13 protein-coding genes are annotated in these 12,901 nt (G+C 64.7%); 6 read left to right on the top strand and 7 right to left on the bottom strand.

The window, feature by feature from the left end; all coding sequences use genetic code 11:
• Positions 1 to 140: 140 nt before the first annotated feature.
• The gene (locus tag QCE83_RS30925; protein WP_309820088.1) at positions 141 to 563 is read left to right on the top strand and encodes a BspC domain-containing protein; all 423 of its coding nucleotides are present in this window, start codon (positions 141 to 143) and stop codon (positions 561 to 563) included.
• 15 nt (positions 564 to 578) lie between these two features.
• On the opposite strand, the gene QCE83_RS30920 is transcribed toward QCE83_RS30925, so the two are convergent.
• On the bottom strand, positions 579 to 1,103 hold the full coding sequence (locus QCE83_RS30920; RefSeq protein ID WP_309820086.1) for an Rrf2 family transcriptional regulator: 525 nt from the start codon (positions 1,101 to 1,103) through the stop codon (positions 579 to 581).
• Between the two features lie 422 nt (positions 1,104 to 1,525).
• Here QCE83_RS30920 and QCE83_RS30915 point away from each other — a divergent pair, with 422 nt between their 5' ends.
• Complete coding sequence (locus QCE83_RS30915) at positions 1,526 to 1,747, top strand: hypothetical protein (protein WP_309820084.1); 222 nt, start codon at positions 1,526 to 1,528, stop codon at positions 1,745 to 1,747.
• An 87-nt stretch (positions 1,748 to 1,834) separates the two neighbouring features.
• On the opposite strand, the gene QCE83_RS30910 is transcribed toward QCE83_RS30915, so the two are convergent.
• The 5 genes from QCE83_RS30910 to QCE83_RS30890 form a co-directional block, all read right to left on the bottom strand.
• A complete protein-coding gene (locus QCE83_RS30910; protein WP_309820082.1) occupies positions 1,835 to 2,629 on the bottom strand; it encodes an anti-sigma factor in 795 nt (264 codons plus the stop codon).
• A complete protein-coding gene (locus QCE83_RS30905; protein WP_309820080.1) occupies positions 2,626 to 3,150 on the bottom strand; it encodes an RNA polymerase sigma factor in 525 nt (174 codons plus the stop codon). The genes QCE83_RS30910 and QCE83_RS30905 overlap by 4 nt, the downstream gene beginning before the upstream one ends.
• A 55-nt stretch (positions 3,151 to 3,205) precedes the next feature.
• On the bottom strand, positions 3,206 to 3,343 hold the full coding sequence (locus QCE83_RS30900) for a hypothetical protein (protein WP_309820078.1): 138 nt from the start codon (positions 3,341 to 3,343) through the stop codon (positions 3,206 to 3,208).
• 95 nt (positions 3,344 to 3,438) lie between these two features.
• Complete coding sequence (locus tag QCE83_RS30895; RefSeq protein ID WP_309820075.1) at positions 3,439 to 3,822, bottom strand: hypothetical protein; 384 nt, start codon at positions 3,820 to 3,822, stop codon at positions 3,439 to 3,441.
• Between the two features lie 167 nt (positions 3,823 to 3,989).
• On the bottom strand, positions 3,990 to 5,000 hold the full coding sequence (locus QCE83_RS30890; RefSeq protein WP_309820073.1) for an AraC family transcriptional regulator: 1,011 nt from the start codon (positions 4,998 to 5,000) through the stop codon (positions 3,990 to 3,992).
• Between the two features lie 216 nt (positions 5,001 to 5,216).
• On the opposite strand from QCE83_RS30890, the gene QCE83_RS30885 reads away from it, so the two are divergent.
• Both QCE83_RS30885 and QCE83_RS30880 read left to right on the top strand, forming a co-directional pair.
• Entirely contained in the window at positions 5,217 to 6,257 is a 1,041-nt protein-coding gene (locus tag QCE83_RS30885; protein ID WP_309820071.1) for an aldo/keto reductase, read from the top strand.
• 203 nt (positions 6,258 to 6,460) lie between these two features.
• Positions 6,461 to 7,642 (top strand): 4-hydroxybenzoate 3-monooxygenase, encoded by a 1,182-nt coding sequence (locus tag QCE83_RS30880; RefSeq protein WP_309820069.1) that lies wholly within the window; start codon positions 6,461 to 6,463, stop codon positions 7,640 to 7,642.
• A 55-nt stretch (positions 7,643 to 7,697) separates the two neighbouring features.
• Here the strand turns inward: QCE83_RS30880 and QCE83_RS30875 are convergent, their stop codons facing one another.
• Positions 7,698 to 9,974 (bottom strand): glycogen debranching N-terminal domain-containing protein, encoded by a 2,277-nt coding sequence (locus tag QCE83_RS30875; protein WP_309820065.1) that lies wholly within the window; start codon positions 9,972 to 9,974, stop codon positions 7,698 to 7,700.
• Positions 9,975 to 10,153: 179 nt separating this feature from the next.
• Between QCE83_RS30875 and QCE83_RS30870 the strand changes: the two genes are divergently transcribed.
• Complete coding sequence (locus QCE83_RS30870; RefSeq protein WP_309820063.1) at positions 10,154 to 10,948, top strand: sulfite exporter TauE/SafE family protein; 795 nt, start codon at positions 10,154 to 10,156, stop codon at positions 10,946 to 10,948.
• A 226-nt stretch (positions 10,949 to 11,174) separates the two neighbouring features.
• Positions 11,175 to 12,896 carry an acid phosphatase gene (locus QCE83_RS30865; RefSeq protein WP_309820061.1) on the top strand — a complete coding sequence of 574 codons (1,722 nt, stop codon included), beginning with the start codon at positions 11,175 to 11,177 and terminating at the stop codon, positions 12,894 to 12,896.
• Positions 12,897 to 12,901: the final 5 nt, after the last annotated feature.

Genomic DNA, 12,901 nt, shown 5'->3' with positions numbered 1-12,901 from the left:
ACGACACGAAACCTCACACGGTATACTCCGCGCCATCCCTGCGCAGGCGCGCGCATCGTAGCCACAGCGCCATTCACGCGATCCGTGTCCCGGCGATCCGCGCCTGTCGAACGTCCCCGCTTCTTTGGATCGCCCACCGCATGAAGAACACTCTTGCTCCCGCCTTGCTGGCGCTCGCGCTGTCGGCTTCGATGTTTCAGGTCGTCCAGGCCCAGGAAACGCCGGACCGGCCCGAGGACTACTCGTATCTGACCAAGCTGCGCGTGCCTGACTCCGTCGTGCAATGCGTCGCGGCATTCGACCGCTGGGTGGAACACGCGCCGAAGTACGACACGCTGATCGTGCCCGACCGCCGTGTGCTGGCCGCGAAGATCGACAGCGAAACGCCGATCCTGAGCCTCGGCAATCCGATTCCGGTGGACAAGGTCATCGTGATGCGCGCGTTCGCCAAGTCGCGCGGCAAGGAACAATGGACGCGCATGGACAGCCGCTGCGGCGTGCGTGACGGACAAGTCGTGGGCGTTTCGCTCACGCCCAACATGAAGCCGAAGATCGTCCGCTGATCTTCCTGCTTCAAGCTACTTCTGATGGGGACGCCGCTGCAGGGTGCGGCCGTCCAGCCACTTGACGACCTGCCGGCCATAAGCGCGCGGCGCCTTCGCGTGAACGCGGCCCGCCAGGTCCGCCAGACGGTCCGCCGCCAGCGCCTCGCGCATGCGCTTCTCGGCATTCTTCATCACCGCGTGCACGGCACATACGCCGCTGGTCGACCAGGGCGGCGCGTCCTCGCCGAACACTGCACAGCGCGCGCGAATTTCCCGGCATTCGAACAGCGGCTTGTCGCCATCGATGGCATCGACGACATCCAGCACGCTGATCTCGTTCGATGGCCGCGCAAGCGCAAAGCCGCCGCGCGCGCCTTCCGTCGCCACCACGAGTCCCGCCTTGTGCAGCTTCGTGAACAGCTTGGCGACATAGTCCGCCGGCACGCCCTGCAATTCAGCGAGATCGCGCACGCCGGCCTCGCGCACGCCGTGTGGCGGCTCCGCGAGATACAGCATGCAGTGCAACGCATACTCCACTCCAGTGCTGATATGAGCCATGTCCACTCCGACGCGTTGTGTCGGAGTTCAGGATAGCCCTGCTCAAGCACCCGTGCAATCCACTGATAGGCACCGGCCTGCCTTTACAGGCGGCCGTCGCGAATATTTCAGGTTACACGTTTGCTTACAAAGGAACACGGCTTGTCATTTTGCTAACCGCTACATTGGTCTCCATGGATTCACAGGGAGAAACCAATGAAAAGACTAGCGATCCTTGCAGCGTTGGGCGTGTTGTTGAGCGGTGCGCTATCCGGCTGCATCGTCGTTCCGGATGGCGGCGGTTATCACCACCATCACGGCGACTACTATCGCTGACCTTACCCGTGCCGCACCCAGTCAACCTGGATTCAGCATGTCGCAGTTTGTGTTGTAGCTGATCGCGCGAACTCGCAGCGCCCAGACACGAAACAGGAGCAAACATCATGAACAAGACGAAGAAGAGTGTGTTGATCGCCACCCTTGCCGCGGCCTTGGGCTTGGGCCTCGCAAACGCCGCCTCGGCGGACACGCATCACTACGCGCCGCATCACGTCAGCGTGGGCTGGCATGGCGAACGGTACTGGGACGGGCACCGCTATTGGCAACGGCGTGAATGGGAAAGCCATCATCATCACGTAGCGCCGCCGCCCCCGCATCGCTATTGATGCATCGGGCATGCGCCCGAGTGCATGCAAAAAGGCCGCAGCGATTTCATCTCGCTGCGGCCTTTTTGCATGGGCGGACGGTGCGCGTCACCAGCGCTTCGGATCGCCGCCGAGTTCCTTGCAGGTGTCGTAGGCGATCGCCTGCAGCTTCGCCTCGCCGATCTGCCCCGACAACGCATACCCCACCCGATTCCACGCCCAGTAGAAGGTGGTGCGCTGCCCATCGCGCAGCACGCGGATCTTCGTGTCGTTGCGCCGGATGGTTGCCGTGGTCATGTAAAGCGTCAGCCGTTCGCCCGCTGCGTTTTGGTACATGAACTGCGCGGCGGGCCCTTCCTCGTCCGGCAGCAGCCGTCCACCGACCAGCTGGAAGCCGTATTCCGCCAGCGAAGGAATCGTCACCGAACGGTTCAGGCGCTTGGACAGCCACGTGACGAGGTGATCCTGCTGCGACGCCGCCACTTCCACCGCGTGCCGTTGCTCGGGCGCATACACCGCGTAGGCGATATCGGCGCGTTCGGCGAAAGGCGGACTCGACTCGCCGAGCGCGGGCAGCAGCATGTGCAGCAGGAAGCCGCACGCCCCGCCGACCACCATGAAGCATGCGGCCAGCAGATAGCGCTCGCGCGGGCGCGGCTTCAGGCGGATGACCTGCGGCTCGCCCTGATCGGCGAACAGCGCGCGCAATGCGTTGTCCTGTGCGCGGTAGGCGGCCACGGTCGCCTCGCTCTGTGGATCGCAGGCGACGCGCTGGGCTGCGGCCTCGCGCTCGTCGCCGTTCAGTTCGCCGTCGACGAAGGCCGACAGCGCCTGCAGGTCGCGATCCGGCACGGGCTGCCCGGAGTGCGCGCCGTTTCCGGGTGAACGGTCTTGATCTGTCATGAGCGGCTCACCACTTTCAACGACGACGCCGAAGCCTTGCGGTTCGGTTCCTCACCGAGCAGAACCCGCATGTGTTCGCGCGCTCTCGACAGACGCGACATCACGGTTCCGGTCGGCACGTTCAACACCACGGATGCCTCCTGATAACTCATTTCCTCGACGCACACGAGCAACATCACTTCGCGCTGTTCCACCGGCAGGCAGTAGAGCGCGCGCTGCACGTCCCGCAACACCAGTCCGTCGACTTCTCCGCGCGGCGCGGCCATCTGCCGCCAGGGCGCGGTTTCGTCGTCCACTGCGATATCGCGCCGGCCACGCAGCTGATCGATATACAGGTTGCGCATGATGGTGAACAACCATGCCCGCAGATTCGTGCCTGCATGAAACGATCCCGCGCGATTCAGCGCGCGTTCGGTCGCGTCCTGCACGAGATCGTCGGCCCAGGCGCGGTCGCCCGTCAGCGCGCGTGCATAGCGGCGCAGCTGCGGCAGGTGCGCGAGGAGATCGCCTTCGAAGCTCACGTTCTGCATTTCCTTCGTCGGGCCCGCGATCGCGCCGGCTGCCCCCGATCGGCCATCAGTAGCTCCCTCCGCCGGCCGGTCCGCTCGGCGCGCCCGATGAAGGCGCCGTCTGCGGTCCGCTTGCACAGCCGGCCAGCCCCGCCCCGAGGGCGAGGGCGACCAGGAGCGCCGTCACTCCGATCGATCGTTTCATGATCGTGTTCCTTTCAGTGTATTGACTGGCGGACGAGCCGCTTTATTCCGCGAGCCCGTCCTTGTGTCGCGTCGTGCCGCGTCGTGCCGCGTTACTCAAGGCTTCACGACATGCCACACGTCGCGGAAGTTGTCGCCGTTCTTGTCGCCCGGCTTCGTGTCCTTCGCGAAACGGTACACGCGCTTGCCGTCATAGGCCCACTGCTTGCCCCCGTCGGCGGCTTCCATGGTCCATTTCCCCGACGGCTTGTCGGAGTCGGCGGCCATCGCAGCGGGCCACGCCTGCGCGCAGCCGCCCGTGCAGGCGCTGGGGCTGCCCTTCGAATCCTTGTCGAAGGTATAGAGGGTCATGCCGTTTTCATCGACGGCCATGCCGTTGGCTTCCTTGGGCGCCGCTGCATGGGCGGACGAAGCAAAACCAGCCGTGAACACGGCCTGAGCGGCAAACGCGGCGACGGACATCAGGATGCGCTTCTTCATTTCATCTTTCCTTGTTGTAGAAGTATCCGTAGAACGTTCGTCAGCGCTGCACTATTCCGCGGACGATGAAATTAATCGATGCGGCAGCGCCCTCGCATCGCCAGACGGCATCCATTCAAGACCATTCGGGCGCGCTCGGCCAGTGTTTCGTGATGTCACTCACGCGCTCAGACGCCGGCCGCAGCTGCCGTGGCGTCGCGCCAGCGGCGCGTGTCGCGCAGGGGCGGCGCACCGAACAGGCGGCTGTACTCCCGGCTGAACTGCGAAGCGCTCTCGTAGCCGACGCGATGCGCGGCGGTCGCGGCATCGGCGATATCGAGCAGCATCAGGCGGCGCGCCTCCTGCAAGCGCAACTGCTTCTGATACTGGAGCGGGCTCATCGCGGTCACGGCCTTGAAGTGATGATGCAGCGACGACACGCTCATATGCACGTCGCGCGCAATGTCTTCCACGCGCAGCGGCTGATCGAAATACTGGCGCAGCAGCTGAATGGCCTTGGCGATGCGCTGCGTCTGGCTATCCTGCAGCGCGATCTGCCGCAGGCGCGCGCCGGAGCCGTTCATCAGCAGCCGATAGAGAATCTCGCGCGTCACCAGCGGCGCGAGGATCGGCACGTCTTCGGGCGTGTCGACGAGCCGCAGCAGGCGCAGGACCGCGTCGAGCATCGAGTTGCCCAGACGGTTCACATAGAGGCCGCGGGAGGCTTCGGCCTGGGTCGCGGGCGGCAGCTTTTCGTCCTGGATCAATGACGTGATTTGCTCGACGTCGAGTTCCAGCCGCATGCCGAGATAAGGCTCCGATTCGCTCGCCACCGACACCTGCCCGCACACCGGCAGATCCACCGACGACACCAGGTAATGCATCGGGTCGTACACGTAAACCTCGTCGCCGACCATCAGCCGCTTGCTGCCCTGCGCGATCAGCGCGAGCGCGGGCGTCTGGATGCCGTGCTTCGGCCCGCCGGGATTCATGATGCGATGCAGGAACAGCCCGGGCACCGGCGTTTCGATCGACCCTTCGCAGCCGGCGGTGAAGCGGTCCAGCAGCGTGACGAGATCGAGGCGGGCCTGATCCAGCGCGGGATCGGGGGCGTGGCTGCCATGGCCGCCGTTGCGTGCGTCCCGCGGCTGCTCGTGCTCCTCTTTACCGGCGAATTCGGGTGTGTCGTTCAAAGCCATGATTTCCGGACCATTTTCGAGATGGGAGAGTGCGTTCAGCATACTCGCGCGAGGGGGAGATTGCTCGGGGACACCCGATGCGTTTGCAGGAACAGGCAAGGATCGAGCAGGATCAGGCTATGACCGCGCGGCGCGGCGGGACGATACTGCACTGCCGGGGCGGTTCGTCGCTAGTCGGTGGCGATGCCGCGCCCGTTCAGCCATTCGGGAGCAACCATGCGCTACAGAAAATTCGGCAATACCGGTCTTTTTGTCTCAGAACTGTGCCTCGGCACGATGACGTTCGGCGGCGGGACCGGCGGAATCTGGGACAACATCGGCCAGTTGCAGCAAGCGGAAGCCGACACGCTGGTGGGCCGCTCGCTCGATGCGGGGATCAACTTCATCGACACCGCCGACGTCTATTCCGACGGCCGCTCGGAAATCATCACTGGTCAGGCGCTGAAGAATCTCAAGGTGCCGCGCGAAAACGTGGTCGTCGCGACGAAGATTCTTGGCGAAACCGGCACCAAGGGCACCAATTCGCGCGGTGCGTCGCGCTATCACATCATCGACGGCGTCAAGGCGAGCCTGCAACGCCTGCAACTGGATCACGTCGACCTCTATCAGATTCACGGTTTCGATCCCGCCACGCCGATCGAGGAAACGCTGCGCGCGCTCGACACGCTGGTGCAGCACGGACATGTGCGTTACATCGGCGTGTCGAACTGGGCTGCGTGGCAGATCATGAAGGCGCTCGGGATTTCGGAGCGGCTCGGACTGGCGCGCTTCGAATCGCTCCAGGCGTATTACACGATCGCCGGACGCGACCTGGAGCGCGAACTCGTGCCGCTCCTGCAAAGCGAAAATGTCGGCCTGATGGTGTGGAGTCCGCTCGCGGGCGGCCTGCTTTCGGGCAAGTTCACGCGCGACGGCGGCAAGGAAGAAGGCAGCCGTCGCAGCAAGTTCGATTTCCCCCCGGTCAACGTGGACCGCGCTTACGACTGCGTCGATGTGATGCGGCGCATGGCCGAGTCGAAGGGCGTGACGGTCGCGCAGATTGCTTTGGCCTGGCTGCTGCATCAGAAAGTCGTGACGAGCGTGATCATCGGAGCGAAGCGGATCGAGCAACTCGACGACAACATCGCGGCCACCCAGGTGAAGCTCAACGAAGACGAGCTGGCGGCACTGGACGAAGTCAGCCAGTTGCCCGCCGAATATCCGGGCTGGATGCTCACGCGCCAGGGAGAAGCGCGTCTGAAGCAGATGAAGGAATAGTCTTCGGCCGGAAGCGGGACGACGGGCGGCGTCTTCCGCTGCCCGTCAGGCCTAGGGAATTACCCTCGATTCACGGCGATTTGCCGCCTTTTACGCCCTTTATCTAAAAATAAGATATGTCTTATCCCGGCTATCGCATTGCTGCATAGAAGCAGTCTGTCGACACTGTACGCACAACATCACATTGCCTCTCGGAGACAACCATGCGTACTCAAGTCGGCATCGTCGGCGCGGGCCCGGCCGGGCTTCTTCTTTCTCACCTGCTGCATCTGCGGGGTATCGAATCGGTTGTGCTCGAGGCGCGCAGCCAGAACGAGATCGAATCGACGATCCGTGCTGGCGTGCTCGAACAGGGCACGATGGACACCCTCAATCAGGCCGGTCTGGGCGCGCGGATGCAGGCCGAAGGCGCGCTGCATCACGGCTTCGAACTGGCATTCGAGGGACAGCGCCGCCGCATCGCGCTGACCGAGCTGACTGGCCATTCGATCACGGTCTACGCGCAGCACGAAGTCATCAAGGACCTGGTCGCGGCGCGGCTGGCCGCGAATGGCGCGCTCAAGTTCAATGTGTCGGACGTCTCGCTGCACGACTTCCACGAAGGCAGCGGTCGGAAGCCGCGTATCACCTACCGGCACGAGGGCCGCAATGAAACGCTCGAGTGCGATTTCATTGTCGGCTGTGACGGCTCGCAAGGCGTCTCGCGTCAGTCGATTCCCGAAACGGTGCGGCAGGACTATCAGCGCATTTACCCGTTCGGCTGGTTCGGCATTCTGGTGGAAGCGCCGCCCTCCTCGGACGAACTCATCTACGCGCGTCACGACCGTGGCTTCGCGCTCATCAGCACGCGATCGCCGGGCGTGCAGCGCATGTACTTCCAGTGCGACCCGAAAGATACCGTCGATGCCTGGTCCGACGATCGGATCTGGTCCGAACTGCACGCACGCGTCGACACCGCCGATGGCTGGCAGATCACCGAAGGCCGGATCTTCCAGAAGAACATTGTCGGCATGCGGAGTTTCGTGTCCACGCCGATGCAGTCCGGCAAGCTGTTCCTCGCCGGCGATGCCGCTCACATCGTGCCGCCGACTGGCGCCAAGGGCCTGAACCTGGCGGTGTCGGACGTGCGTGTGCTGAACGCCGCGCTCATCGACTTCTACAAAGAAGGCAGCGGCGAGAAGCTGGCGCGTTACACGGAAACCGCGCTCAAGCGGGTCTGGCGCGCCGAGCACTTCTCCTGGTGGATGACGCGCATGCTGCACAAGCTCGAAGACACTTCGCCGTTTGAGCAGCGTCTCCAGGTGGCGGAACTGGAGCATGTGACGACCTCGCGCGCCGCCGCCATCGCGCTTGCCGAGAACTACGTGGGTAGCGTAGCGGTTTGAAGCGGTTTGAGGCTGAGCACTCGCATGGCGCCTGACGGCGCCATGCGGTAGCACCTCACAGCACCGCCACTACCCGGACATCGCCCTCGACCGACGGAATCACCTGCCCGCCTACGCGCCGGAACGTGATCGTCACGTTCTTGTCGCCGAGCCGCAGGTCCCCGATTTCCAGCCAGTCGATGCCCTCGGGCAATTGCGGACGGTCGATGCGCACTTCGTCCTTCACCGCATCCACCGATACCCCCAGGCACGCTTCCAGAATCATGAACGGCGTACCGGCGGCCCAGGCCTGCGGCAGACACGCGACGGGATACGCGATCGGCCGTTCGCCGCGCTGCCGCGTGAAGCCGCAGAACAGCTCGGGCAGGCGCATGTCGAAGGTGACCGCCGCCTCGAACAGCGCCTGCAACAGGCCGACCGCCGCGCCGCGGTCGCCATAGCGGGCCAGGCCGCGCGCGCACAGGGCCGTGTCATGCGGCCAGACCGAGCCGTTGTGGTACGACATCGGATTGAAGCGCGGCTGTCCCGCCGCCAGCGTGCGCACGCCCCAGCCGGTGTGAAACAGCGTGGATTCGAGCTGACGGGCAACCGCTTCGCCGCGTGTCCGGTCGACGAGATCGAAGGCCAGCAAATGTCCCGCGTTCGATGACAGCACGCGGCACAGGTCGCCCTTGCCATCCAGCGCGATGCCATAGAACTCCATCTCCGGCATCCAGAACATTTCCTCCACCCGCTCGCGGATGTGACGCGCGCGCCGCTCGAACTCGCGGGCGCGCTCTTCTTCGCCTCGTTCGCGCGCAAGACGCGCCATCGTGGAAAAGGCCGTCGATGCGTAACCCTGCACCTCGACCAGCGCGATTGGACCGATGGGAAACTTGCCGTCTGCGTGGAACACGGAATCCTGGCTGTCCTTCCAGCCTTGATTGGCCAGACCGTGTTCGGAGGCGCGCTGATAGTCGAGCAGGCCCCACGGATTCTTGTCGCAGTGGCGCGCCACCCAGTCGGCCGCGAGTTGCAGCGCGGGCCAGATTTCGTCGAGCAATGCGCGGTCGCCGGTACGCTCGGCGTAGGCACCCGCCAGCACGATGAACAGCGGCGTGCTGTCCACGCCGCCGTAGTAGAGCGCGAACGGAACTTCACCGGTGGCGGCCATCTCGCTCTTGCGCGTCTCGTGCATGATCTTGCCGATTTCGGCGTCGCGGAACGCCGAATCCTCGCGGGCCTGATGGGCGGCCAGGAAGCGCAGGACGCCGCGCGCGAGCGTGGGATGCAGCCAGAGCATCTGCAGCGACGTGATGATGGCGTCGCGCCCGAAGGCCGTGGAAAACCACGGAATGCCGGCGTACGGATACGGACCGGTGTCGAGATCCGTGGTCAGCAAGCCGAGATCCGCCAGGGAACGGTCGATCCATTCGCTGAAGAGCGGATTGCTCGAACGCACGCGGGCACTGGCCCGGCGCCGGTCCCGCATGCGCCGGTGCGCCTCGACGAGCGCTTCGCGGATGGCCGGCCGGCCTGATTCGGGCTCGCACTCCGCGGCTTCGGCCGCATTGCGCTTGCTCTCCTCGCTGGCGTCGCTCAACGCGCGGGTGACAGCGGTGACGGACAGATAGACCGAGATGGCCGTCTCCGACTGGATATGCAGCGCGTAGTCGGCGCGCGAGGGCGACAGCACGTCCGGCGCCGGCGTGAACTGGATGCGCGCGGTGCGCTCCACTTCATCGAGACCGACGTAGCGCAGCACGACCTCGCCGTTTTCCACCACTGGCGCGCGCAGGCTGCCGCGCTTGCCGCGTTTCGCGCCGCGCACCTCGAACATGTCGAGGAAATCCGCCTTGAAGGAAATGGACAAGGGCACCGTCGACGGCTCCGTGCCGTAGTTCGTGAGGACGATGCTTTCGTGCAGCACGTGCCCGGACAACACGCGCTTGCGTTCGACGTGAATCACGCCTTCAGGCGTGCGCGCCCCGCCGATGGGCGGCAACGGGCGGTTCGTCAGGTGCGCGGTGAAAACGGCGTTGTCGCTCGACACGCTGCCTGAAAGCAGTGAAGGAGCGCGGCCGCCGAAGGTCAGGACGAGTTCGGACAGCACCCGCGTGTCGTTGACGAACAGACCGTCGTCGCCGCCGCGAATGTCGCCATTGGCGTCGTACACAGCGAACGTGTTGCCCGACTTGAGCACGAACTGACGCTCGCTGGGCATGTTGGAATGCTCGGTCGGGATGAATGCCTCGTCCGTGCCGGCAGGCTTCAATTGCGCCTCCGATTGCTGCTGTTGTTGCTGTTGCTGCTGCTGTTGGCCGGGGTCCTGCTTCTGTTCCTGATTAGTCATTGCACCTTCCTGAAAGTGATCTGAAGGGTGTTCGTGAACTACGATTGAATGCACCCGGAGTGGTGCAACATGCGCCGAACGCCCGTGCGGACGGCACCTGCATGCACCCGGTAAAGCGCTTACCCGCTATCATCGACGGTTTTTCGACTCAACCAGGCCTGACGGGTTCTCCGCGCGCAATGTCATTTCCGCATATTGATCTACTCTATTCCGCCTCGGGCCTCGCGGTGGGCTTCCTGGTCGGACTGACGGGCGTGGGCGGCGGTTCGCTGATGACGCCGCTCCTCGTCCTTCTGTTCGGCATTCACCCCGCGACGGCCGTGGGCACCGACCTGCTCTACGCAGCCGCAACCAAGACCGCCGGCACGCTGGTACACGGCCTCAAGGGCTCCGTGGACTGGCGCATCACCGGCCGGCTCGCGGCAGGCAGCGTGCCGGCAGCCGCCATCACGCTCTATTTCCTGCACGCGCACGGCATAGGCTCGCCGGATACCGCCCGTCTCATTCAGGTGATTCTCGGCAGCGCACTGCTGATCACCGCCGTTTCACTCATTTTCCGCCCGCAACTCGCGCGCCTCGCCTACCAGAAGGGCCGCAACCGTCCCGAGCGGCCGGCGCGCACGGTTGCCTGGACCGTCTTCACCGGCGCCGTGCTCGGCGTGCTGGTTTCGATCACCTCGGTGGGCGCGGGCGCGATTGGCGTGACCGTGCTCCTGCTGCTGTATCCGCGGCTCGCGACCGTGCGCATTGTGGGCTCGGACGTGGCCCATGCCGTGCCTCTGACGCTGATTGCCGGCGCGGGCCACTGGATGCTCGGTTCAGTGGACTGGGCCCTGCTCGCCTCGCTGCTCGTGGGCTCCATTCCAGGTATTGCCGTGGGCAGCATGCTCTCCTCAAAGGCGCCCGAGGCCTTGTTGCGACACGTGCTCGCCGCCACGCTGGTGCTCGTGGGAGTCAAGCTCGTTTTCAGTTGATGTTAGTCACGTCGCATGATGGTTTCCAGTCGGCCAAAAGATATAAGCCGATTCTGACCCTGCCGCATCCCGACGCCGTTTGACTCCGTATTCGTCCTAGGCCATTCGGCCAGCTTTCACACGAGCGGCCAATGCGGCATCATGGCCGCTCCATCGACCGCCGGGTAATACGGGCGTCTGGCGTGCGTCATCGGGCGTGTGCCGTGTCTTCACGAGGAGTCAGGCGATGAATCAGAACGACCATCCGCAGAACGAGCTTTCGGACGAGCACGCATCATCGAGAAACGAAGGCTCGGCCAGCGACGCTCCCGCGGATCCCGCGCGGCGAAGGCTGCTGGCGGCCGGCGTCGCGGGCGTGGGTTTCGCGGGGCTGACGCTCAGCGGTTGCAACCTGTTCGAGCAGAAACCGTCCACACCGAAGACAGCGGCAGACCTCGCGCTCGACCGCACGCTTGCGGCGCAGGTTAGGAACATCGTCGTGATCTACGCGGAAAACCGCAGCTTCACCAATCTCTACGGCAATTTTCCGGGCGTTCAATATCCGCTCTCGGCCGTGCCTGCGTCGCACTACACCCAGCTGGACCGCGACGGCGTCACGCCCATGCGCTCGCTGCCGAAGATCTGGGGCGGCCTCGTCCCGCAGGCGCAGGAAGTGAACGGCGTGCGTTACGCCATTTCCGAGCAGCAGATCACCGGCTTGCGCAACGGGCCGTTCCAGATTCCCGATGCAAACGGCGCGCCGCTGCCCAATTCCGTCATCACGCGGGATCTCGTGCACCGGTTCTATCAGAACCAGATGCAGATCAACGCCGGACGCAACAACCAGTTCGCGGCGTGGGGCGACTCGGGCGGCCTCGTCATGGGTCATTACCAGAACTCGCCGGACACCCTGAAGCTTTGGGGCCTCGCGCAGCAATACACGTTGTGCGACAACTTCTTCATGTCGGCCTTCGGCGGGTCATGGCTGAATCACATCTTCCTGATCTCGGCTCAGCCGCCCTTTTACGCGGACGCCAGCACCGGTCCGGCGGCCAAGCTGCTGGCCGTGGTCGAAGGCGACGATCCCGCCGGCTCGCGCCTGAAACTCGCGCCGAATTCTCCGGCGTCGGCACTCGAAGGCCCGCCGAAGTTCGTCCGCGACGGCGCCCTGACCGCCGACGGCTACGCGGTCAACACCATGTTCCCGCCGTTCCAGCCGAGCAATGTGCCCCCTCCGCCCGGCGGCGATCCGCGTCTGGCGGACCGGGCCAACGCGCTCGTGCTGCCGCCTCAGACGTACGCGAACATCGGCGACCGGCTGTCCGCGAAGAACGTCGACTGGGCGTGGTATAGCGGTGCATGGCAGTACGCGCTGGAACATCGCGACACCGGCGCCGTGCCGGATTTCCAGTATCACCATCAGCCTTTCAACTACTTCGCCAACTACGCACCCGGCACGGCAGCGCGCGCTCAACATCTGCGCGACGCCGGCCTTGGCGATGACCCGTCCACGAACAGGCTGCTCGCCGACATCGACGCCGGCCGCCTGCCCTCCGTCACGTTCTACAAGCCGCAAGGCAATCTCAACATGCATGCGGGCTATGCGGACGTCGCATCGGGCGACCGCCACATTTCGAATGTCATCGAGCATATCCAGCGCGGGCCGCAGTGGCAGAACACCGTCATCATCGTCACCGTGGACGAAAACGGCGGCTGGTGGGATCACGTGTCTCCGCCGAAAGGCGACCGCTGGGGGCCGGGCTCGCGCATTCCCGCGCTGGTGATTTCGCCGCTTGCGAGAAAGGGCTACGTGGATCACACGGTGCACGACACCAACTCGATCCTGCGCTTCATCTCGCGAGTGCATGATCTCGAACCGCTCGATGGCGTCATCAGACGAGACCGGGCGATGGCCGAACGCGGCCAGGCGCCGCTCGGCGACCTGACCACCGCGCTCGACCTGGCCTAGCGTCG

The organism is Caballeronia sp. LZ034LL (assembly GCF_031451215.1).
In the GTDB taxonomy this organism is placed as follows: domain Bacteria; phylum Pseudomonadota; class Gammaproteobacteria; order Burkholderiales; family Burkholderiaceae; genus Caballeronia.
The sequence above is the reverse complement of the archived record's forward strand: the minus strand, read 5'-3'. Positions and strand labels throughout refer to the sequence as shown.